This window comes from Bacillus cereus group sp. MYBK245-2 (assembly GCF_051916145.1).
Lineage (GTDB): Bacteria > Bacillota > Bacilli > Bacillales > Bacillaceae_G > Bacillus_A > Bacillus_A pacificus.
Genome location: NZ_JBQAGB010000023.1, coordinates 1 through 21,844 on the forward strand (window position 1 = coordinate 1; position 21,844 = coordinate 21,844).

Consider the following 21,844-nt stretch of genomic DNA (forward strand, 5'->3'; position numbering starts at 1 on the left):
ATACGAAACGGATTAAGGCAAAATTAAAAATGAGCCCGGTACAATACCGGACTCATTTGGATCAAGCTGCCTAATGAAATAACCGTGTCTAACTTTTAGGGGTCACTTCATAACAGTTACTCTTTCCTATATATCAAAAAAATCATTATTTATTTCGTTATTGCTTTTAAATTTCAACTTCTCTTTCCCGCACTTCTCACACCTATACACATAAGCTACACCTAACTTACCACTTTTGAAATCTTCATTATCCTGCATCTTAATAAAACTATATTTATGTTTACAGTGAGATTCGTCTAAAAAATTTTCAAACCATTTTTTCAACATAGAACTGTTCACCTCTATGAAAGAATCTTCATCTTGTCTTATTACATACTTTTACTTAAATACTCAATCTCATGTTGCAACTTTTTAAATTGTTCAAAATGCATAGTGATAGATTGACTGTTTCCATACTCAGCACTATGCTTCACCAATAAAACACCCGTGTCATGAAAAAACGCGTCGAGCTCTTTTCTGATGGATACTTTCATTATATGCGCCGTTTTAATAGCCGATAAAATTGCAATTTCATTAAACTTTAATTTTATTTCATTTGGACAAAATGCTTCTTCAATCAATATAACTTCATTGCTATAAATAAGTGCAACAAGATTACTTGACTTTGCATCTGTTAAATCTACTTTTTTTATAACATTATTCATTACATTTTGCCTCCTTTGTTTTCATATATGATAATTATACAATTTTCATTTTTAATTACGTAACCTTACATTCAGTTTAACACACTTTTATTATGGGATTAAGCTACACTTCAAACGTTTTACTATTCCGCAATTTTTGTTAGATGAACCATTTGGACTATAAGACCATATAGTAGTGTTAACAAATGATTGTAAAGTGGGTGAAAACTATGCCCTCAGTTGTAGGGAATTTAGTTGTACAAAATAGTAACGGTTCATTTAACTTAGGTGATTTCTACAACGTTTCTCCAAAAGAAAATACGAAGGCTTATAATGGATCTGGCGCTTCCAACGTTGGTTTTGTTGTTAATACTTTTAATGGTGTGAGTGCGACTAATACGTTTGATTCTGACCTTGCGGATCAAAACCAAGTCGGTACAGCTTAACCCTATTTTTTCATCGTTCTGTTTAAGAATTTTAAATTTGTCCATACTATAATCAGGCTGTTATACAGCTATTGTTGATTTTTGGAGTACCCTATCTTTTTCTCCCTTTCCCTGGGGCTTAGCAGCTAGTATGAAGCTAGCTGCTTTTCCGTTTCATTTTTTCTGTTCCACATCTAACATAACGTAAAGTAAGCTAAAAGTTAAATTTTAGCTTACTTTACGTTATTTCAATAATATCCGTAGTATTAAATACGTAAGTTTTATAAAACGCGTCAGTACACATTACAATGCGCTTTAGCGGATTTATATGTACAACTGTCATATAGCTTGTAAGTATGTACCCATCTTCAAAATATGTCACCAATATTTCTTTCTCAGACAATAATGACATTAATAATTTATCAGAAATTCCCTCTTTTGCTTCTTTTGTTAAGAATGGTTTTTGTACTTTAAATTTCTCTCCAATAACCTTTCGCATACTTAATAACTGTTCCGACATTACTGTAAATGGAACCCATTCTCTTTTTGCTCTTTGCATCTTTACATCATTCATTTCTCTATCTCCTCGATTATTTATCCATTCTATTTCAAACATATTGTGCTTCGATTATTCTTTAATAATTGCTCGGCTCATATTTCTCCCGCATGAACAGGTAAGAAATCTCCTACCTCAAAATTCAAGACATACAAGGAAAGTAAGTCGAAAATCAACTCCCCGTAAACACCCGCTAATTACAGTTTCACTTTATTTCTAAATCTTATACTATCTACACTAAAAAGAACATTCGTTCTAATTATACACGAACTTACGTTCTTTTGAGAAGAGATTTATTTTTTCTTCATCAAATGATCTTTTCACTTCCTATTAAATGGGAGGTGAAAAGATCAACTAAAAAGTTTTAATTTTTTCGAGTTTATTAACCATCTATAAATGAAAGCATATATTATAAAGAACGAACTCACAAAATTTAAGGGATTTATAACGGACCTCCATTCGTTCCTTATGAATTTCTATGAAAAGAGAGCAATTTAAACACTCTCTTTTCGTACATACTGCATAAAACTATTCATTAATAATTCACTCTAATTATTAAATATATTTTGGTTGTACTATTATATGTAACTCCCTCTCTGTTACTGCTTTTTTCGGGTTTCGAAAATACTCTAATTCGTATTTTAATACCTCATATTCAACCATCCCGATTTTAATCCCTTTCGTTTCTTTTAAAATAGCTAATAGGTTATTTATATCTTCATCATACGATTCAAAAATTTTTCCTCCGTCTTCTCTTTGAAAAATTACTTTCACATTTTCTCCCCCTACATAATTTATTTATCTATTCAATAATTCATTTAAAAGTATTCATTCTTCTCCTTAAAATTTCATACTAAAAAGAACATCCATCTTAATAGAATGCTCTGCTTTTCACTTCATTTAACGTCAATATATTTCAATCTTATTGTATGTTTCATTCTGCAAATTATGTTTATCCACTTCTATAAAATGAAACTTTAATCAGTGGGGGTTTTCTTCATCCCCCACTGATTATTAGTTGAACCAATCGGACTTTTATGGGCAGTTGATCCCCACCTAACTTCTTTGCTTTCGCTGAATTTTGAGATGGGGGTCTTACTGCCCATTAAAGTGGGGTAAAGTGAAACTTTAATCCACTCAAGCTTTGTTCATTCCTGACTAATAATTAGCCTACGCAAATCTTACTGCCTACAAATAATGGGCTAAAATTAATTAATTCGTTTTATATTTAATGAGATGAAACAAAACATTATAATATCAATATTCTACGAAGTAATGATTAACCTACTCCAAGACAATTACATAAATTTCCATTGTAATTCTTAATATTTATATGTAATATTGTATTGTCTTACTATCTATTTATAACTCACACACTAACTAGAAAAGGGAACCTTTAAAGGTTCCCTTTTCTAATTACAGTCATTATTTCTTTTCTAGAAATTCAAATGTCTTTTTAAACTCTTTATCATTCACCTTAATATCAGCATCTTTCAATAAATCATTGACTACTTGTTGCTTCCATTTACCTGTCGTGTCTTGTAGTCTTTGCTGTTCTAAATCTTTACGAATATCATCTTTCACTTCATCAAATGGCTTCAATTCTTTTTTATCTGTCACTTTAATAATATGGTAACCGTAAGTTGTTTTTACTGGATCACTTACTTGTCCTGCATCTAATTTATATGCAGCTTCCTCAAATTCTTTCACCGTTTGCCCTGGTGCAAAACCAGCTATTTCTCCGCCTTGTGCTTTGGAACCGGTATCCTCTGAGTATTGCTTCGCTAAAGCCGCAAAGTCTTCACCATTATTTACTTTCTCTTTCACTTCTTTAGCAGTCTTTTCATCTTTCACTAAAATGTGACTTACTTTCAGTTCTGGCTTATAGTTATCTTTGACATCTTTTTCTGTGACAGTAGCTTTAATCGCTTTTTCAAATGCAATTTCTGGCTTCATTTTCTCTTTTAATTCATCTTCATTTTTCAATCCAACTTGCTCTAAAGTCGATTTGAAATTGTCACCCATTTTATCTTTTGCTTCTTCTACTTGTTTTTTTGCTTCTTCATCTGAAACTTTATATTTATCTAGCAATGCCTTACTTAACACCATTTGATATAAAGTACTTTCCCCATATTTTTGTCTTAACTCTTTACTTAACTCTTTCTCTGTAACATTTCCTACTTTTGATGTTACTACGTTACCTGAGGAACCACATGCAGATAATGCCAGTACTACGCATGAAATAATTGTTCCTAAAAATAGCTTTTTCTTTTTCAATCCAAAATACCTCACTTTTATTATTATATAAAAATAACTATACAGTGTTGTTGTGTATACAATGTGTTTTCTAGATGTAATTCATTTCATGTGAAAAAACTATGTATCAGTAGATAACATTAGTTAATCAATCTATCTTTTGCGCTAATATTAGAACCATTTTCTCTATTACTAATCTTCGTTTTTTGTAATTAATCTTCTTTATACTATGAAACATATGTATGAAAGTTAATTTACTGTATTTTTTGTGATTATTCTATATTAACGAAAACAATTTATCTCTCATTTCTTTTATATTTCAATTCAAAAATACTATCTTTACACTCTATATAAGATTCAGTAACAATTTTATCAGTGGAAGCCTCGTTTATCGTCCGCAATAACTCTACAAAATAACGTTAATGCATACGAAAAAGACATTTTCTATTAATGAAAATGTCTTCTCACAATTTAATAAAACAGTTTTGGTGTTAAATCTGTATTTTGTAATTGTGCACTTTCACTGCTCGGAACACAGCTTGTGGAGAATAATATTGGGATACCACAAACATCATCGTTCATTACATCATGAAATACATTTGCAGCAACACCAGTAAATGTTTGACATAAATTTGAAATGTCATCATTAAAAAATTGAATTACTTTTGCAGCAAAAACAGGAAAGACAACATTTGCCCCACCAGGGAGTTGAGGCTGTACAACAACTTGTTCGAAATAAGGATTATTTTCTAGCGCCACTTGAAATAAATGGGCAATTTCAAATGCATCTAGTGGACATGGCAGTGGATTTACAATGTCATTTTCATTATTAGTTACAATAACTGTTACACTTACATTCCCAAATTCCACAAAAGATTTTAGAAGCGTTGCTAACGCTCTCGCTTTTTCATCACTTAACGCGTGCACTAAAATAATATAATTCCCGCCAACTGGAATTAGCGGACCAACTGTAACTGTTGGATCAGCACCAATTGAATTTTTCAACTCATTGAAATATGTGATCCATGGTGGTGAAAGCTGAGGTTGAGCTTGTACATTTTCTTGCAATCTTTCATTACCTCCTAATACAATTCTTACTACTATAATATGTAGCAAGAAAAAAAGCGTATTAGATAAATTACTTATTTTTTACTTTTACCTATTATATTGATTATACATTGTATAGAACATTCTCAGTTTTTACTGTATTTTCCACATTTCCCCATGCCATAGAACTCCATATCATTATCAACTCAACTAAAAGTTCATATTATATTAGTACGTCTTTATAATTATGAACGAAAAAACGCAGTATACAATACTGCATCATAGGAGCTGATTTCATGGAGAAAAAACCTATTGTTTTCAAAGTTCCACCAAATTCAAAATTAAAAGTTACATTTTTCGGCCCTTGTAACGAGGTAATTACAAATGTTTCTATAATTAATCAACTTTCCACACCTAAATGTCAAACTATTACGCAATATCCAAACTATACGAAATACGAAACTGAAGTACAATCATTATCGAGTTGTTAATCCGTTCTATACACAATCCTTACAATTTGGTTAACTACACAACTTGATTAATAGACTAAAATTACTTATTTCATGATATTCCATTGATAATTTATTGATTTTTCACACATTTTCATTAACCAAGCATATATTATCGTATGGAGATTATCCACTCATAAAACCTATCTTTCTTTAGAGCGTACTTTTTATGTATGCTCTTTTTTTATTTATCCCTTATTCTGTACATATAAATCTGATTACTTTTATATTTCACGTAGTGTAGTAAATCGACCTGCCCTTTATAAACAATCTAGTCAAGGTGCCCCCATACTTCTTTATTATACATTCACTACTCTTTTAAATTAGTGTATCCATTCAAGCACCATTCACCTAATATATTTTCCTTCTAAATTGACCAAAGATGTATTAAAATTCTTTATATACTCAAGGAGGTCAAATATGTTCAAGTTGCACCCCATACTACTCATCTTAGGATTTATTTTATTTTTATATAGTGTACTTGCCTTAATGTTATTCCTTTCCATACAATAGTAATACCTGCGCAAACCGATGTTAAATATGTAATTTCTATATAGTAATGAAAAAGCCTGTAATTATACGGACATAAATTAAGATGTCTTTTTATACCGTTAGGCAACTAGCAAATGTAATGCCAAAGAACTTTTACAACCTTGTTACTTACTCTTTGTATTACCTGTAGAAGATCTCATACTTAAAATAAGATAGCCCTTTCGACATCAAAACTGTAAAAAATAATTTTAAAACTTTACCTTTCATCATTACATCTTTAGCATGTGAAATTTTCATGAAACAAACTATGTTTAATCGATTTACTTATATATTTTTAAAAAACAATAATAATCCCCCACCATTCGGTACAGGGGATTAACTAGACCTACTGAAAAGTATTTTATTCTCTTCGTTATTTAATTGGAGAAGGGAATCTTGCTGCTTCAAAATGTGAGACGTCTTCCGAAGTACTTAAAACTCCGTCTATGAAGCCAATCGGTGCTACATATATCCCCTCATCATTTATTTGCTTCTCCTCTAATCCTGTATTAACGGCATACCAAACGATATCAATAGTAGGAAACATATTTGTTACCTCTCGTCCTGGTTCGCGTTAGTAAATGTTCATGTATCCTTTCATATAGTGTCACTATCCATCATTTGTCATGATAAGATAATTCTCATTCTTTCTTCTATCGATATTTTCTTATCAAAAAAACACTTGTAGAGTATGTATAAAGTTTCTCTCATCAGCTATTTACAAATTGTAGATGGAACGATTTGACGCTTACATATACACTCATCCCCCTCAATTGTTTCCGCTATTTGCGGCTACCTAAAAATTCGGCATATGCCATAAAGGTAGGTGGGAGCTGGGTTTCCCGTATATATCCAATTGATGATGGTTAATACTCGGTTTGAGTTACCAGCTCCCTACTAATTAAACTTTCCATTTATAAATTAAATACAGTTCCATATGGGATTGTAAGAAAAGAACTTCCATACGGTGTGATTTGATACACTGGATAAAAATACTCCATGGATGAATAATAAGGCTGGATACCTTGTTGCTGCATTTGCATTTGTTGTTGCATTTGTAACGCTTGTTGAACAGCTTGAACTGTACTTTGTGCTCCGCTAAACGTGATTGATGTACCATACGCTGGTCGCATACTAGGTTGATTAGCAAAATATGAATAAAACATTATTTTCAACTCACTTCCATATAAGCTATTACAAATCATAGTATGATTCTTTTTTTAGGAAGTGCTGAAAACTAGTACGTTAACTTTTAGTAAGTTTCTCATTTTATTCTTTCTTTTAATATCTTCAATTTCATATTTCAATTACTCGTTTCAATTATTAAACATGATTGAATTTTTAAAGCATAATAAAAAAATGAATAACCTTACATAAAATTCTAAATGGAACTTCATTAGACTCTAACTTAATTAACCTTATAATTATCATCAAATTTTTACAATATTACTAGTCTCATAAGAACACCTCCATTTTATTTACATATACTTAAAAAAAATGTTCCTGGGTATTTCACATATAACTTATACTCATAAACACATTACAATTAGAAGCAAATATTGATTATCAAATGTACTTACTATTTAAATTTTTTAAAAGGAGGTAATTATGAAAAACAATCAAAACTCAAACGACCCGTGCAAAAAGTTCCAATTTCCCTGTTTTATTTCTATATCCTCTTGCAATCAAAGTAATTGTTGTACACCTGTTTTTTTCTCATTTTCTCAACAACAAGAATTATTGTCCCTAATTAACCGATTAAACCAAGCTATCCTTTCTTTCTTTACCACGCCAAATCCGACAACTATACAAATACTCCAATCTGCATTACAGGCATTAAACGATTTAATTATTACAGTGCAACCAAATACTCCAAATAGAAATTTAGTTATACGAACTATAACTCAATTAATTAATTCCTTACCTACTGCATCGCTTACTCAAATCTCTGCGTTATTTCAATTTCTATTCCAAAATTTATCTTCGCTCATTAGTTGTTCCAATATATCAGACCCATTGTTACAACAAACATTCAACTTAATTTTGCAAGGAATATTGAATAGTTCTCTATTAAATATTACCGGAATACCCGGTCCTACTGGCGCGACTGGACCTAGAGGATTTCCAGGACCTAAAGGAGCGACTGGTCCTCAAGGTGTCCAAGGTATTCAAGGGCCAGAAGGACCAGAAGGAGCGACTGGTCCTCAAGGTGTCCAAGGGCTTCAAGGGCCGGAAGGAATTGCAGGAGCGACTGGTCCTCAAGGCGTGGAAGGGCTTCAAGGGCCAGAAGGACCACCGGGACCGACTGGGCCCCAAGGTGTGCAAGGTATTCAAGGACCACCGGGACCACCAGGGCCAACTGGATCCGGAACCGGAATGGGAGTTCCTGGACCACCAGGGCCGACTGGACCTCAGGGGGTACAAGGAATTCAAGGGCCGGAGGGACCAGAAGGACCAACTGGACCTCAAGGTATCCAAGGTCTTCAAGGGCCAGAAGGACTCGAAGGGCCGACTGGACCTCAAGGTGTCCAAGGTATTCAAGGACCGGAAGGACCACCAGGGCCGACTGGACCTCAAGGTGTGCAAGGTATTCAAGGACCGGAAGGACCACCAGGGCCAACTGGAGAGTGTGAATGTCCACCTGGACCGACTGGGCCGACTGGACCGACTGGGCCGACTGGACCGACTGGACCGACTGGACCTGCATGTAATTTCCTTGTTTATGTTACAAATGCAGGAGCCATAGATGATCCAACAAATGATACAGTATCTGTAATTAATACCGGAACAAATACAGTTGTTGCTACAATCACTGTAGGTAATGCACCTCTCGAAGTAACCGTTTCTCCAAATGGGACTCGCGCTTATGTTACTAATATTTTTTCTAATACCGTTTCTGTTATTAATACGGCTACGAATACAGTTATTGCTACCATCCCTGTTGGATCTAATCCAATCGGTGTAGCTGTTTCTCCAAATAACACAACTGTTTATGTTGGAAATCACGGTAACAATACGGTCTCTGTTATTAATGCTGCTACTAACACAGTTGTTGCTACCATTCCTGTTGGCAACGCTCCACAAGGAATCACTGTTTCTCCAAATGGGGCCTTTGCATATGTTGCAAACGAATTAAGCAACAATATTTCTGTTATTGATACTGCTACGAATACAGTTAGCGCTACCATTCCTGTTGGCATTCGTCCTAGAATAATCGTCTTTACACTAGATGGCACTCGTGCCTATGTCACAAATCAAAATAGCAATACTGTTTCTGTTATTGACACCACTACGAATTCCGTTATTAATACAATTAGCGTAGGTTCTGAACCGGTTGGTATAGATATTACACCAGATGGCACTCGTATTTACGTTGTAAATAAAGTAAGTAATAATGTATCAGTAATAAGCGTGGCGACAAATACTGTAATCGATACAATTCCTGTTGCTTTATCCCCGGATCAAGTAACGATCATACCAGACGGCACTCTCGCATACGTTACAAACCAAGGTAGTAATACTGTTTCTGTTATCAATACTGCTACAAATACGGTTATAGATACGGTTCCAGTAGGTGTTGCCCCAACTGGTATAGCAACCGGAACTATTTGTGAATAATATAAAAAAACAGAGGGACAAAATATGTCTCTCTGTTTTTTTATTTTTTGTGCTCCTTAAAAATTTCATATTTATAGCCGCCTTCTCTACGTACTTCTTGTTAATTGTAATATACATGAAGAGGATATTATTCGTCTCATTTCATATTATCTTATGTATACTTCTATACATTTGTTTGTAAACCCCATTGTATTAAAAGAAGTAACCGAGTATCTTTACGAGCTTAAATACATTCACAAATTCTCTATATCACGCTCTAACCTTATTTTCCTAACCTCCTATTCACCACCCTATAAAATTTCACAAAATAAAAAAGCAGCTATTATGCTACATTATATTCGTTTTATCCCCAAGAAAAATGATAAATATATTCTCCCGTTACACTTTGATTAATCCCAATAATTCTAGCAAACCTCATTAAGTCCGCTCCTTGAAGAAAATACATCGCAAGTGTAATTGGCACTTGTGACCACATGAATTGATAAAACTCTTCGACTCTTTGGTTTGTTGAAACAATTAAATCAGTTACAGGCCCTTGATTCCATGCAGAAGTTCTAACTGAATTAAACGGAAGATCTTTCCCATTAACCACTATTCGCGCCATACTTTGAGTTATGTCCACATCAATTCCCTCCATCATTACAAAAATCGGACCTGTGTATTTACTCCTTTCTTTATAAATATTCTTAACCTTCATAAATGTCTAAGGCAAACCTCTATTTTTGCTTCTATTCAAATGAATTTATTTCACACAGTAAACAGGCAAATGAAATTTCAGTATTACTCTCCTTCAACTTCCGTATCATTTACCCCCTTATTCAGCTTGACAATCCGGTATGCAAAATTACATATCTTATTATCTCAATATCACTTTATTTACTACAAGTTGATAGAAAAACATTCAAACCAATTGATAAATCAACGTTTGTAATTTAATTCCTTATTTTAAATTCCACCCCTTTATTTTTAAACACTATATTCGAATAATTATATTGGAATTTCTTGTTGTATACACATCTATCTTTTTCATGTATTATATACGAGAAGAGTAAGGTAAGAGTTACTCTTTGCCATTTTAGGAAAGGTCTTGTTGGAAATAACAGGACCTTTTTTCGTATTTGCAAAAGCAATCTTAATTTTCTCATTCCTTACATCTATCGCTTCCCTAAATACATTTTCAACCATTTCAGATTTAATCTCCCAAATATAAGATGCTATACGGACTCTTCTGAGTAAACGGCTACTCGTACTATGTGGGCTTCTCTTTACATACCCAACTTTACAATCCATCCCTACCGATTTATTGTCGTTAATCTTTTTAATTACCATAGATTGTTTGACTATTTCTTGAACATGATTTGTATCAACTTTCATTACTAATTCCTTTCTAACATAATTACTCTCCGTGTTAATTCATTAATCGTTTGTTGCAGTCCAGTAACTTGAATTCTTAATTCAACAATTGCAAATTCCATTTTTTTATTTTGATTATCCATCCTTCATTCTCTTCCAAAATTACTCTAATTCAGTCTTGAAATTCTCTAAAACTCATTGTATTATATTTTTGTATTTTCTCAGTTCCCAAGCCGAGAAAACATCATCACTTCTGAAAAGGACCCGAACTCCAGCGGGTTCTTTTCATTTACTTGAACTCATTTTCAAATCATTGTATTATATTTTCGGGTCTTACTTCATAAATCATTATCAGGAGAATCTGCATGTTTGCAGGTTCTTTTTGCAAAATAAAAAGCATCCACTACGTGAACACTTCATGTTATTGTGCTTCAGCTGCTTTAATTCAGATTGATATGCAGGTGAAACGAATGGAAAATAAAGAACATGAACAAAAATACGATTTAAGCAAAATATACACATACGAAGAACATCCTGATAAGATTTAAATAGACTAAACTAATAAGAGGATAGTATGTTCAATATAAGAGCATGCTATCCTCTTTCTCGTATATATTAGAATTATTAACATGATATTGGAAATATAGTTTAATATGTTTAAAATATCAAGCAAGAATCTGTGTTCTTTTTATGGAGGGTGTAGTGTACATTGAAAGGTGTACTGAAGTCTTTAAACTGTAAATTTCGTGATTGAGGAGGAATTGTTATTAGAGTACAAGAGGTTCTTATAGAGGGTAAGAAGAAAAGATATATATTGCTGAATCAAGATGGATTTCCAGTGGTACCAGTTATGAAGTATATCAAATATTTAGATAAGACTGGGAAAAACCCAAACACTCAAAAAACATATTGTTATTCCTTAAAACACTTTTTTACGTACCTGGATGAAACCAAAAAAGATTATAGCTGTACAAGGTTCGAAGATTTAGTTCAATTTGTTGGTTGGTTAAGAAGTTCTTATGAAAGTTCGAAAGCTATTCCCTTTAAGAAGGAAAAGGCCAAACGAACCGAAAGAACCATTAACTTAACAATCACTGTTATTGCTAACTTCTACGACTATTTATTTCGAAATAACGAAGTACAAAATGACATTATAGAAAAATTAATAAAACAAGTATTTGTAGGGGGACGCTCACATTATAAAAGTTTCTTACACCATGTCAATAAGGATAACCCTTCAACAAGAAATGTACTTAAATTAAAAGAACCAAGCAAGAAGGTAAAAACTTTGACAAAGGAACAGGTGCAGCAAGTATTAAAAGCAACAACCAATATAAGGGATACGTTTTTGATTCAGCTGTTATTTGAAACTGGTTTGCGGATTGGAGAGGCATTATCTCTATTTATTGAAGATTTTGTTTTTGACCATGCAAAAGGACACCGCATTCGTTTGGTAGATAGAGGAGAATTAGAAAACGGTGCTATGTTAAAAACAGGAGAACGGGAAATTCATATATCACAAGCTTTAATGGATTTATATGACGATTACTTGTATGAAGTGATCGATGAATTAGAAATTGATTCAAATTTTGTTTTTGTGAAACTCTGTGGGGTAAATGCCGGGAAACCAATGGAGTATTGGAACGTGAATTCCCTTATTAAACGGTTAAAGAAAAAAACAGATTTTAACCTTTATCCACATTTATTTCGTCACACTCACGCTACAATATATTATCAGAAAACAAAGAATATTAAACAAGTGCAAGAACGTCTAGGGCACTCTCAAATTCAAACAACAATGAACCTTTACCTTCACCCTTCAGATGAGGAAATAAGAGACGAATGGAAAAAAGCACAGAGTGCTTTTCAAATTAATCAATAGAAATGATGTGAGCATGATACAAATACAACAAATCAACCAAAAACGAGGATTTCACGAGGTTTTACTATCTGAGATGCTGAGCTATCCTAGTAAAACCATACAAGACGATGGATTAATAACAACTCATCAAATTAAAGATGCTTATTTTATAAAAAATAATACTTGAAATCTTAGTTTCTTGAAAACTATTCCTCAATTTAAGGAACCAATAAAGAATTATAAAAGTAATGGCCAATATCTGCATTTTAACATCAAGAACCCTGCCATTAAGCTTGAAATAAAATTTGTGTTTCATCAGAAGTTATTTAGGGAGATGTGGTCAATTACGACTATTTTTAATGCGTACAAATCCAACTTAAACAAGTTATCGGTATTTATTAATGAAACCTACCCAAACCTTTCTTCTCTTCAAGATTTGGATATAAATGAAGCTGAACATGAATGGATTATTTATTTAGAGCGAAATGGCGTTGTCACAGAGCAAACTAAAAACGATATAACTTACGGGAAAATTATATCTAAGAATTCTACTTCCAAGTTCTTACGAACTATTTATATTAATTTTATTTCATTAATCGATGTTCGAGAAGAATGGGAAAAAGATCGCTGGGATGTACGAATACTACATGATAAATATGGCATTTCCTATAATAAGAGTAGATCTGACTATTATTTAAATTTCACAAAAATTAAACATGAACATATACGTCAACAAATAAAAAAATATATTCGTCAACGTTTACTTATAGATTCATTAGCTCATAGTACGGCAATAGATTATTTAAAAGTCATAAGTATGTTTCTATCTTTTATACTTAAAAACGAACCAAAATGGAATGATTTAAAGAGTTTAGAACGATCCCATATAGAACTATACTTAATTTGGTTATACGAATATTCTAATAGTAATTTAAAGCAAAAAAATGCAAACCCTAAAAACTATATACGTCTGTCTTTAGCTTATATTGGGAAATTTCTACAAGATATACAGCGATTCGAATATGATATTGCGCCTAAGACGCCTTATCAGCAACTACTTTTTCCTGAAGACAGACCAAAAATAGCAAAGAAGCCAATAGAACAAATTGATTATATTCCTGATTACGTGTTGTCTCAACTTTATGCTTGCCTCAATGATTTGCCTGAAGAAACCATACCAGTGGTATGGATAGCCTTTAAAACTGGTTTGCGAATTTCAGATATATTAGGTCTAAACCAAGAGTGTCTAATACAATTGAACGGTAAATACTCAATTATAACTGATATTGAGAAAACATTTGTCAAAGGCCATCGAATTCCTATCGACAAAGAACTTGCAGATATCTTGGCAGTTCTCATTCAGCATTCTATAGAAAAAAGTAATAAAGATAATAATCCTGAAAGATATATTTTTATTCGCTACAAAGGTGTAAGGAAAGGTAAGCCATTTAATCAAAAAACTATTCGTGATCACCTAAATAAATTAGCACGTAAAAATAAAATTCTCGACGAAAATGGTGATATTTTTCATTTTAAAATCCACCAATTTCGTCACACATATGCTGTCAAAATGTTAAACGGCGGTGCAGATATTCTAACAGTACAGGAGTTATTGGCTCATGCTTCTCCAGAAATGACATTAAGGTATGCAAAACTTTTAGATGATACTAAAAGAAAAGTCTTTGAGTCAGTCATAAAGCAAGGTGTTTTTAGCTTTGACTTAAACGGTGAAGTACAGGAAATTAAATCAGGAGAAGATATTCCAACAGACATATTGGATGCATTATGGCAAGACCACAAGCTAAATGCGATGGACAACCCTTATGGAACGTGTCACGCTCGTTTAAACGGAAACTGCCCTCATATGGAAGCCCCGCCCTGTCTAACTTGTGGTGATAATCAAACTCCTTGTAAAGACTTAGCGGTTGGTTTTTCAGAGTTAGATAAACAAAAATATGAACTTCACATTAAAACCACTATGAAAGCAATTGAAATAGCAAAACAACGTGGTAGAGAGGATATTGCGGAGAGGAACCAAAAGAATCTACAACGTTACCAAAATATCTTAAATACCCTCCAAGATGGAAATGTTATCTTTGGTAGACAAGATCGGATGAAACGAAAGTTAGGTGTTAAAAATGTCTGAATATGACCGTTCTACACATTTGAAAGAGATTCACGCCAACCGTAAGGCTAACACCTATCAGAAGGTAGATGAAGCTATTAAAAGGCTTATAAAAGCTAATGAAAAGATAAACTTTAACAGTGTATCCAGTGAAGCGAATGTATCAAAAGCAACACTCTATAACAACAAGAACTTCCGTTCCATAATTGAAACATTACGAAATCAACAATCACAGGCACCTACACCGAAACAAGTAAAGCGAGAAATGAATGAAAGCAATAAGGATGCACTTATAGCATCACTTAAAAGAAAAAATCAAAAGCTGGAAGAGGAAAACAAGCAATTAAGGAAACAACTGAAAGTAGCTTACGCAGATATTTACAACAAACTATAAGGGGTACCACCACATCACCATCAAGCTAATATTTTAAAGTACTCCCAAAATAAAATTGCTATCTCTCCACAGTTATTTACGTGAGTTCAGCTCGTGTTTTGGGGTTGACCTGTTTTCTTAACTTGATGGTCATGGGGGAGCGTCAGAAAAATGCGGGTTTAAAACGTTAAACTAAATTGAGAAAAATCGATTCCTTTACAAATTTCAGGAGTCGATTTTTTAATTTGGTACTTTAAGCTAACTTCTCGGATTGTTTAAGTGTAACCCACAACAATCTCTTCTACACCTCGATATAACTTATACAATAATGACCAGTTGTGTTATCTTTGTAAAAGCATATCGACGTGAGGGATATTATCTTCTAAATATGTCTGGGAAATGGTTTGAAAACCAAAGGAACTATAGAATTTTCTCAAATAATCTTGGGCTTGAATTTTAACAGTTTTTTCTTTTAATTCGTTTTGGATAAAATCTAACCCTTTATTTAAAAGCTCCTCCGCAATTCCTTGTCCCCTGTATTCTTTCTTTACAAAGACTCTTCCAATAGAAATTTCTTGATAAGAAACACCTGCAGGTACAATCCTTAAATATGCAATAATTTCTCCATTATCTTCTTTAAAAAGATGATATGAAAAAGGATCTTTACCATCAACTTCTGGGTAAGGGCAATTTTGTTCAACCACAAAAACTAAAGTTCTTTCTTTTAAAAGATTGTATAGTTCAATATTTGTTAACTCGTCAAATTTCTTTAAATTCCAACTCATAAAATTTCACCTCTTGATTTTTCGTTGCAAATGCAACGAATTTCATATAATTAATAATTTCTTTTGTTTCCTTTTTTAACAAAATTCCAATCAACTTCCACATTTCCCCTTACTCTTTGAAGAAGGTTAAAGAGGGTCTTCACTTCCATATCTGTAAATCCATTTAATGCAACGATATTAGAATAATCATTTTCTCTTTTTATAAAAGGATAAACATTCTTGCCCTTCTCTGTTGGGAAGAGTTTTTTTATTTTTTTGTTATGCTCATCATTTTTCTTATCGATGAATCCATTTATTTCTAGTTTTTTTATAGCGCGTGCTGCTGTTGTTCGGTCTACTTTTATCATCTCAGCTAACTTTTCTTGAATAATTCCGGGATTTTCACATATTCGTACAAGGTACAAATATTGTCCTTTTGTGAGGTCATATTCTTTAAATTCCATATTACTAATAGAATCTAATGCCCTTGCGATCATTCCAATTTCACGAAGAATTTCTTTCATAATTAACTCCTCAACCGTTTTTTATTGCAAATACAACAAAAATTCTGTGTATTAAATGTAACTCATTATTATTGTATTTGCAATAAAAATATAAAGAGGTGAGTAAAGTGAAATATATTTTTATGTATTAGGGGGCGCCATACATACCCATCAACTTAAAGGTTTTATAACACCCCAAAATGAAAAAATGGCTTTTTTAATACAAGTTAGCACAAAATTTCGTTTTGGGGGTAGTTGTATTTTCTTAGCTTGATAGTGATGTGTTGTTACCACATATTAAGAAAAATTTAATAAAAATCAGCTAAAAAAGTATTGTAGGTTTAAAAATTTTATGTTACATTATCATTACAAAAACGTTACAAAATGTTGTTTTTGTTTCTAAAAGATTTCTTATTGTTTTCATTTTGTTACAATCTATAAACTTAAAATGTATTTCTATGTGTATAAGAGTATGTGTAGTAAAGCGACTGAGTTAAAACCGTTCTGCATATTATTAAAATTCCTTTCTGTCTTAAATGAAGAATACCAACTATCTAGGAATTTTTAAGTAATGGCATTGAATAAAATGTACTTCCTTTCCCACACACACAATTTAGTACAGATTTATAATTCGGCCTAATTGCTACACGAACTCTTATACATATAAAACGTTTTATTGGAATAAAAGAAAGAATTTACAACAAAAATAGCGTTAGTTAGCTAAACTAAAAAAATATCATCTAAGCATTTTTATTAATCTTTGAAATGCTTAGATGATATTTTTTGTGGAGGGATTTATCTAATGATAACTGGTTTTTAGAAATTTTATTGTTCTTATCCTTTTTATAATCGATAAAACCATTTAAATGATTTTATCGATGGTTATATATTCAAAATTAACTTATATATGGTGAATGAGGTTTTTAATATGAAGTATAGTTATAAAGTGTTTGTATTTATTTGGGCAATTATTTTATTATTTTTTCTAATTTATTATGGCTACAAAAAAATTTCTGATATTAATCAGGTACCTGTAGTAACAAAACCAGTAAAAACTGAAAATCAAGAGATATCGAAAGAACCTAATGAGAAAAAAACAGAAACATTGGAAATACTACCACAGGAAGTTATTAATAATACGGAGTTAGATGAATTATTAAAAGGTAAAAACTTTAATGGTACAGCAGTGATTGTAAAAAACGGTAATATCCTTATAAATAAAGGATATGGAATGGCAAATCAGGAACAGCAAATCCCTAATAATTCACAAACATCGTACTATCTTGGATCGCTAACAAAGGCTATAGTAGCAACGGCTATTATGCAATTGAAAGACCAGCAAAAGTTACAAGTTAATGATGAAATAGCTAAATATATTCCCGATTTTCCAAGGGGAGACGAAATTACATTAAAACACCTTCTTACACACACTTCAGGAATTCCAGAGCATGATGAAGGAGAAGAAGAAATTTCGCATGATGAACTTATAAAAAAGATTGGTAAACAAAAGTTACTATTTGCTCCTGGATCTAAATGGAAGTATTCAGATTCAAATTATGCTATTCTTGCATATATCTTGGAGAAGGTAAGTGGGCAAAATTCAGAAGTATATATACAAGAAAATATATTCAATGCTGCAGGTATGAAACATTCGGGATTTGGAGAAAAATTTACCCAAGAAAAATATCCTTCAACTGGATATAAAATAAAAGACGGTACAATAAAAACACCATCCTTACCCCATATGTCACAACTTTTTGGTTCTGGAGATATTTATACTACTGCACATGATTTATATTTATTCGATGAAGCTCTATATACAAATAAATTGATTTCTAAAGAAAGTTTTACTGAAATGTTTACACCAGTAAAAAAAGATTATGGATATGGTTGGTATGCTGAAAGTAGTTATTCTGCTCATGGTGTTATGCCTGGTTGGAACCTTTTAAATAGCTTTACTAGAAATGGATCTGTTTATGTTATATTGCTTTCTAATATACAAAATAACCTTAACTTAGGTTCTTTAAATAATGATGTATATATATCCTTACAAAATATAGCATAATTCATATGATTATTTTTTTGTTTTACAGGTTTAATTAAGGCAAGCTTATAGGTTGATAATTAAATCACTACAAAGATATGCCTCAAAATTTATAAGAAAATGTTCTACAAATCCGCAATTTGAGGCAATATTATGTTTCAAACTGAGGTGATTTTATAGTTCAAGTTACATGGGATAGGGATGTTATTTATACTAGGGGTATCGTCACATCGCCATCAAGCTAAGGTTTTGCACTATCCATAAAAAAAGACGTTATCCTTTCTGTAGAATTATAGGAAAGGATGGCGTTTTTTTATGGGGCTTTCGATTCTTAACGAACTTCAACCGATTGCCGAAAAATTACAACGATATATGTCTCCTCATGTTCTAGAACACCTAGCTAAAGAAAAAGGATTCGTTCGGCGAAAGAGTAAATATCAAGCAAAGGAGTTAGTTGCTTGATGTATTTGGATTAATCAGGATATAGCAAGTGATTCTCTCACTCGATTTTAATTAATTTATTTGAGTTCAAAATTGGGAAAGAGCAATTAATCCAATGTTTTAAGGATTTAAATGAAGGTAAAGTTAATCCATTAAAAGTTTTAATAGAATATTAATGAGAACTTAATATCTGTTTTTATGCTTTTTTAAATTTTTTGAAAGAGTGAGCTTTAGTTTCAGAAGAAAGAGCATAACATATTAGACATATAAAATATGTTATGCTCTTTAATTTATTGACTTTTTTCAATTTAGGTCTTGATAATAAAATCAGCGGTCGCTGTGATAATTGTGGTAATTCCGTATTCAAAAGTTCCATTAAAAATTTCATCTTCTCAAGAGAATGCCGTCATTGTAGCATGAAGAAAATCATCTAGCCCCAGATAGGGCTTTTTTCTTTATAAAATAAAAAGCAGCGAATTCGCTACTTTATAGTAAATGATTTAATCTTGAATTTCCTTTACCTTCCTTCCCAGTTAAGGAGTACATTATATCTTGATGTTTAATCATCCTTTTATAATTCCATGGTACTTTAAACCCTTTTCTATATTCTTTAATTGTAATTATAGTTTGGCAATCTATATTCAATGCTTTCGATAACAAGTAAGGGTTATATCCACTATCTATCAATGAGATAACCTCATAAAACATAACTTTCCCATCAACCATCCTTAATAAATCTTTTTTTTATTTTTCTCTTTTTCTAGCTCTTTTGTTTTATAGATCACGTACTTCTGCTGCGAACTTCTGTCTCTTTTCCTCTTCTAACCTTTGTTTTGCCTGTTCAATTCGTTGAGTTCGTTTGTTTTGTTTAAATGGACTAATCTATCAATTCTATAAAATCAATTAATTCAACTATTACATATTAATAATCCGTTCATATACTATAGTAGATTGCTAGAAAGGAGGCGTAACCATGGATAGTTGCGTTGTGTTTGTAAATGGACAACCTTTTTTAGTTCTTTCAGTAGCTGGTATCGAAATTGCTAGATTAGAGATTTCGCTTCAAGTAGCATTGGCTCTAAGAGTGCTTGGAATACCAATTTGTGATTAATTACCACATCCAAAAAAAGAGAGCATTAGCTCTCTTTTTTTATTTTCCCTATTATCCCTGAACAAAAAAGAGCGCTTTTCTTCAAAGCACTCTTTCCAAGGAATTTACCAATTTCGACGATCATCATGATCATGATCACGATCACGTTCATGATTACGTCTGCGACGACACTCATCACAATCGCAGTCACGATCACGTCTACAACGACGGTCATCACAATCTCTGTGTCTGCATCTGCCAAACATTAAATCATCCCAAAATCTATCACAATCTCGAAAATTATTATTCCATCCCATAAATATGATTACCTCCTCTATAAATAGAATTCATTATATTCTATGAATAAAAGGGGAAACAGCTTGTTTACTAGCCTATGTTTTGTGTTTTAAACTAATAATATTCCTATTTATTCTTCAAATTGCTAGTCTACCTCTTTATCTTTCCTTAACAACAAACAAGACGCCCACCAGATCACAAGCAACGCCTACGATAATTGATATTGTTTTAACCATTATCATCATTCCTATCTCCTAAATGAAACTAAATCAATGGCTGTTATATTTACTCTTTTTCTTTATTGATTAACTGAGTACTTTCATAGACACCGTTTATCAAAGATTCCCTATGTCTTCACCCCTTGAATATTTTTCAAATAAAAATACATACTATTTTCAAGCCGCCGTATCCACGGCTAATACTTCTTTCTTTTGTTACAGCAGAAGCAGATAGGTTCTTCACTTATCTGCTTTCTGTGTATATTTTTTAAAATATCGAAAATAATACTAACAAGCTGTTTGAACTAGCAGCTTCACTCTTCTCGCAATGGGAATGCAATTTATCACAATTAGCTAACTCATTCGACTCACTGGCAGACAACCAAAATCGTTGTCTGCTTTTTGTATGAGATTTTTTCGTTTTACATATACTACTTTTGAACCTGTAGACCAATACGAGCCATTTTGGTGCTTGGGATTTCCCTTCCTAGAGACTGTCCCAAAAAGTGCTTTTTAGTCAAAATCGAATAAAAAGTGAAAGGCAGAAACGTTGATTTAATAACGTTTCTGCTTTTTCAATTTCATGTGATTTTACTTCCAAAGAGACTTATGAGACAGCTCCTTTTTTTGTATAGACACGTACATTTAGGTTAAAACTAATTACAAGCAGATTTTCTGTTTATTCGTAGTTTTAACCAAGAATACTTTTCTCCTACTAAAGGACGGCAGGTACGACTGCTAGTCCTCTTTTTCTTATATCGCATACTCTCCCTTCTGGTAGCTTCGAACCACGTTCCCCTCATCATTATAGTAAGCAATTTCCCAATAAGGATGGCAATTATGCTTCTCAATTTCCCCATCGAACAAAACGAATAGATCAGTTTTCCAGTTTCCAACGATCGCGTACCCCACATGCCAGCTACATTTTCTTAAACGCTTGTTCTGCGCTATACATTCGCTTGCTATCAAAAACACCTTCATTCTCGCACGTTACAAACTTCATGAATTCAGCCATCGGCATTATTAGAAACTTTGTTCTGAACTTTCGCCAATACAGGAATCTTGCCTTTCCTTCAGTTTCTGCTACCACATATTCTTCATTCGGCCATTGTTCGAAAATGGTAGTGAGTTTGAATTTGTAAAGGACCAC

The 21,844-nt window shown here is 32.5% G+C and carries 21 protein-coding genes and 4 pseudogenes; 10 read left to right on the plus strand and 15 right to left on the minus strand.

Annotated features, from left to right (window positions below; genetic code table 11):
- Positions 1 to 126: 126 nt before the first annotated feature.
- Positions 127 to 327: a hypothetical protein gene (locus ACTFRN_RS25595; RefSeq protein WP_000915130.1), complete on the minus strand. Its 201-nt coding sequence runs from the start codon at positions 325 to 327 to the stop codon at positions 127 to 129.
- Between the two features lie 41 nt (positions 328 to 368).
- Complete coding sequence (locus ACTFRN_RS25600) at positions 369 to 704, minus strand: hypothetical protein (RefSeq protein WP_001066864.1); 336 nt, start codon at positions 702 to 704, stop codon at positions 369 to 371.
- 209 nt (positions 705 to 913) lie between these two features.
- Here ACTFRN_RS25600 and gerPF point away from each other — a divergent pair, with 209 nt between their 5' ends.
- Positions 914 to 1,129 (plus strand): spore germination protein GerPF, encoded by a 216-nt coding sequence (gene gerPF / locus ACTFRN_RS25605; RefSeq protein WP_001141565.1) that lies wholly within the window; start codon positions 914 to 916, stop codon positions 1,127 to 1,129.
- Positions 1,130 to 1,346: 217 nt separating this feature from the next.
- Here gerPF and ACTFRN_RS25610 read toward each other — a convergent pair whose 3' ends face one another.
- The 4 genes from ACTFRN_RS25610 to ACTFRN_RS25625 all read right to left on the minus strand — a co-directional run bounded on the left by ACTFRN_RS25610 (position 1,347) and on the right by ACTFRN_RS25625 (position 4,988).
- Positions 1,347 to 1,682, minus strand: a complete 336-nt coding sequence (locus tag ACTFRN_RS25610) for a YolD-like family protein (RefSeq protein ID WP_001000621.1) — start codon at positions 1,680 to 1,682, stop codon at positions 1,347 to 1,349.
- A 537-nt stretch (positions 1,683 to 2,219) separates the two neighbouring features.
- Positions 2,220 to 2,438 (minus strand): hypothetical protein, encoded by a 219-nt coding sequence (locus ACTFRN_RS25615; protein ID WP_000864286.1) that lies wholly within the window; start codon positions 2,436 to 2,438, stop codon positions 2,220 to 2,222.
- Between the two features lie 651 nt (positions 2,439 to 3,089).
- Positions 3,090 to 3,941, minus strand: a complete 852-nt coding sequence (locus ACTFRN_RS25620; RefSeq protein ID WP_088106742.1) for a peptidylprolyl isomerase PrsA — start codon at positions 3,939 to 3,941, stop codon at positions 3,090 to 3,092.
- A 450-nt stretch (positions 3,942 to 4,391) separates the two neighbouring features.
- Complete coding sequence (locus ACTFRN_RS25625; RefSeq protein WP_014893767.1) at positions 4,392 to 4,988, minus strand: hypothetical protein; 597 nt, start codon at positions 4,986 to 4,988, stop codon at positions 4,392 to 4,394.
- A gap of 275 nt (positions 4,989 to 5,263) precedes the next feature.
- Between ACTFRN_RS25625 and ACTFRN_RS25630 the strand changes: the two genes are divergently transcribed.
- Positions 5,264 to 5,458: a hypothetical protein gene (locus ACTFRN_RS25630; RefSeq protein WP_000412566.1), complete on the plus strand. Its 195-nt coding sequence runs from the start codon at positions 5,264 to 5,266 to the stop codon at positions 5,456 to 5,458.
- A gap of 922 nt (positions 5,459 to 6,380) precedes the next feature.
- Here ACTFRN_RS25630 and ACTFRN_RS25635 read toward each other — a convergent pair.
- From ACTFRN_RS25635 to ACTFRN_RS25645, 3 genes and pseudogenes are all read right to left on the minus strand, one after another.
- Positions 6,381 to 6,455, minus strand: a pseudogene (locus tag ACTFRN_RS25635) (ABC transporter permease); the annotation flags it as partial.
- Positions 6,435 to 6,569: pseudogene (locus tag ACTFRN_RS25640) on the minus strand (anti sigma factor C-terminal domain-containing protein); the annotation flags it as partial. The pseudogenes ACTFRN_RS25635 and ACTFRN_RS25640, both read right to left, overlap by 21 nt.
- A 352-nt stretch (positions 6,570 to 6,921) precedes the next feature.
- Positions 6,922 to 7,173, minus strand: a complete 252-nt coding sequence (locus ACTFRN_RS25645; protein ID WP_014893769.1) for a DUF3947 family protein — start codon at positions 7,171 to 7,173, stop codon at positions 6,922 to 6,924.
- A gap of 442 nt (positions 7,174 to 7,615) precedes the next feature.
- Between ACTFRN_RS25645 and ACTFRN_RS25650 the strand changes: the two genes are divergently transcribed.
- Complete coding sequence (locus ACTFRN_RS25650) at positions 7,616 to 9,625, plus strand: beta-propeller fold lactonase family protein (protein WP_074567775.1); 2,010 nt, start codon at positions 7,616 to 7,618, stop codon at positions 9,623 to 9,625.
- A 343-nt stretch (positions 9,626 to 9,968) separates the two neighbouring features.
- Here the strand turns inward: ACTFRN_RS25650 and ACTFRN_RS25655 are convergent, their stop codons facing one another.
- Positions 9,969 to 10,322, minus strand: a complete 354-nt coding sequence (locus tag ACTFRN_RS25655) for a hypothetical protein (RefSeq protein ID WP_074567774.1) — start codon at positions 10,320 to 10,322, stop codon at positions 9,969 to 9,971.
- 329 nt (positions 10,323 to 10,651) lie between these two features.
- Positions 10,652 to 10,999, minus strand: a complete 348-nt coding sequence (locus ACTFRN_RS25660; RefSeq protein ID WP_074567773.1) for a terminase small subunit — start codon at positions 10,997 to 10,999, stop codon at positions 10,652 to 10,654.
- A gap of 344 nt (positions 11,000 to 11,343) precedes the next feature.
- On the opposite strand from ACTFRN_RS25660, the gene ACTFRN_RS25665 reads away from it, so the two are divergent.
- The 4 genes and pseudogenes from ACTFRN_RS25665 to ACTFRN_RS25680 all read left to right on the plus strand — a co-directional run bounded on the left by ACTFRN_RS25665 (position 11,344) and on the right by ACTFRN_RS25680 (position 15,358).
- A complete protein-coding gene (locus tag ACTFRN_RS25665) occupies positions 11,344 to 11,526 on the plus strand; it encodes a hypothetical protein (protein WP_074567772.1) in 183 nt (60 codons plus the stop codon).
- A 218-nt stretch (positions 11,527 to 11,744) separates the two neighbouring features.
- Positions 11,745 to 12,860 carry a tyrosine-type recombinase/integrase gene (locus ACTFRN_RS25670; protein WP_074567771.1) on the plus strand — a complete coding sequence of 372 codons (1,116 nt, stop codon included), beginning with the start codon at positions 11,745 to 11,747 and terminating at the stop codon, positions 12,858 to 12,860.
- A 13-nt stretch (positions 12,861 to 12,873) separates the two neighbouring features.
- Positions 12,874 to 14,985, plus strand: a pseudogene (locus ACTFRN_RS25675) (tyrosine-type recombinase/integrase).
- Positions 14,978 to 15,358: a DUF6262 family protein gene (locus ACTFRN_RS25680; protein ID WP_074567770.1), complete on the plus strand. Its 381-nt coding sequence runs from the start codon at positions 14,978 to 14,980 to the stop codon at positions 15,356 to 15,358. Before ACTFRN_RS25675 ends, ACTFRN_RS25680 begins: the two are co-directional and overlap by 8 nt.
- Before the next feature lie 320 nt (positions 15,359 to 15,678).
- On the opposite strand, the gene ACTFRN_RS25685 is transcribed toward ACTFRN_RS25680, so the two are convergent.
- Together ACTFRN_RS25685 and ACTFRN_RS25690 are read right to left on the minus strand one after the other, a co-directional pair.
- Positions 15,679 to 16,122, minus strand: a complete 444-nt coding sequence (locus tag ACTFRN_RS25685) for a GNAT family N-acetyltransferase (RefSeq protein WP_074567769.1) — start codon at positions 16,120 to 16,122, stop codon at positions 15,679 to 15,681.
- 50 nt (positions 16,123 to 16,172) lie between these two features.
- Complete coding sequence (locus ACTFRN_RS25690; RefSeq protein WP_074567768.1) at positions 16,173 to 16,625, minus strand: MarR family winged helix-turn-helix transcriptional regulator; 453 nt, start codon at positions 16,623 to 16,625, stop codon at positions 16,173 to 16,175.
- 907 nt (positions 16,626 to 17,532) lie between these two features.
- On the opposite strand from ACTFRN_RS25690, the gene ACTFRN_RS25695 reads away from it, so the two are divergent.
- From ACTFRN_RS25695 to ACTFRN_RS25705, 3 genes and pseudogenes are all read left to right on the plus strand, one after another.
- Entirely contained in the window at positions 17,533 to 18,669 is a 1,137-nt protein-coding gene (locus tag ACTFRN_RS25695) for a serine hydrolase domain-containing protein (protein WP_074567767.1), read from the plus strand.
- A gap of 294 nt (positions 18,670 to 18,963) precedes the next feature.
- A pseudogene (locus tag ACTFRN_RS25700) lies at positions 18,964 to 19,107 on the plus strand (IS4 family transposase); the annotation flags it as partial.
- A gap of 955 nt (positions 19,108 to 20,062) precedes the next feature.
- The gene (locus ACTFRN_RS25705) at positions 20,063 to 20,200 is read left to right on the plus strand and encodes a DUF3956 domain-containing protein (protein ID WP_000376554.1); all 138 of its coding nucleotides are present in this window, start codon (positions 20,063 to 20,065) and stop codon (positions 20,198 to 20,200) included.
- Between the two features lie 104 nt (positions 20,201 to 20,304).
- Here the strand turns inward: ACTFRN_RS25705 and ACTFRN_RS25710 are convergent, their stop codons facing one another.
- Together ACTFRN_RS25710 and ACTFRN_RS25715 are read right to left on the minus strand one after the other, a co-directional pair.
- Positions 20,305 to 20,496, minus strand: a complete 192-nt coding sequence (locus ACTFRN_RS25710) for a hypothetical protein (protein WP_071713387.1) — start codon at positions 20,494 to 20,496, stop codon at positions 20,305 to 20,307.
- 1,117 nt (positions 20,497 to 21,613) lie between these two features.
- On the minus strand, positions 21,614 to 21,844 hold the full coding sequence (locus tag ACTFRN_RS25715) for a hypothetical protein (protein ID WP_071713386.1): 231 nt from the start codon (positions 21,842 to 21,844) through the stop codon (positions 21,614 to 21,616).

Coding starts and splice junctions, on each gene's coding strand:
- ACTFRN_RS25595 (WP_000915130.1), bottom strand. CDS start 327: ATGTTGAAAAAATGGTTTGAAAATTTTTTAGACGAATCTCACTGTAAA.
- ACTFRN_RS25600 (WP_001066864.1), bottom strand. CDS start 704: ATGAATAATGTTATAAAAAAAGTAGATTTAACAGATGCAAAGTCAAGT.
- gerPF (WP_001141565.1), top strand. CDS start 914: ATGCCCTCAGTTGTAGGGAATTTAGTTGTACAAAATAGTAACGGTTCA.
- ACTFRN_RS25610 (WP_001000621.1), bottom strand. CDS start 1,682: ATGAATGATGTAAAGATGCAAAGAGCAAAAAGAGAATGGGTTCCATTT.
- ACTFRN_RS25630 (WP_000412566.1), top strand. CDS start 5,264: ATGGAGAAAAAACCTATTGTTTTCAAAGTTCCACCAAATTCAAAATTA.
- ACTFRN_RS25645 (WP_014893769.1), bottom strand. CDS start 7,173: ATGTTTTATTCATATTTTGCTAATCAACCTAGTATGCGACCAGCGTAT.
- ACTFRN_RS25650 (WP_074567775.1), top strand. CDS start 7,616: ATGAAAAACAATCAAAACTCAAACGACCCGTGCAAAAAGTTCCAATTT.
- ACTFRN_RS25655 (WP_074567774.1), bottom strand. CDS start 10,322: ATGAAGGTTAAGAATATTTATAAAGAAAGGAGTAAATACACAGGTCCG.
- ACTFRN_RS25660 (WP_074567773.1), bottom strand. CDS start 10,999: ATGAAAGTTGATACAAATCATGTTCAAGAAATAGTCAAACAATCTATG.
- ACTFRN_RS25665 (WP_074567772.1), top strand. CDS start 11,344: ATGTTTGCAGGTTCTTTTTGCAAAATAAAAAGCATCCACTACGTGAAC.
- ACTFRN_RS25680 (WP_074567770.1), top strand. CDS start 14,978: ATGTCTGAATATGACCGTTCTACACATTTGAAAGAGATTCACGCCAAC.
- ACTFRN_RS25685 (WP_074567769.1), bottom strand. CDS start 16,122: ATGAGTTGGAATTTAAAGAAATTTGACGAGTTAACAAATATTGAACTA.
- ACTFRN_RS25690 (WP_074567768.1), bottom strand. CDS start 16,625: ATGAAAGAAATTCTTCGTGAAATTGGAATGATCGCAAGGGCATTAGAT.
- ACTFRN_RS25695 (WP_074567767.1), top strand. CDS start 17,533: ATGAAGTATAGTTATAAAGTGTTTGTATTTATTTGGGCAATTATTTTA.
- ACTFRN_RS25705 (WP_000376554.1), top strand. CDS start 20,063: ATGGATAGTTGCGTTGTGTTTGTAAATGGACAACCTTTTTTAGTTCTT.
- ACTFRN_RS25710 (WP_071713387.1), bottom strand. CDS start 20,496: ATGGGATGGAATAATAATTTTCGAGATTGTGATAGATTTTGGGATGAT.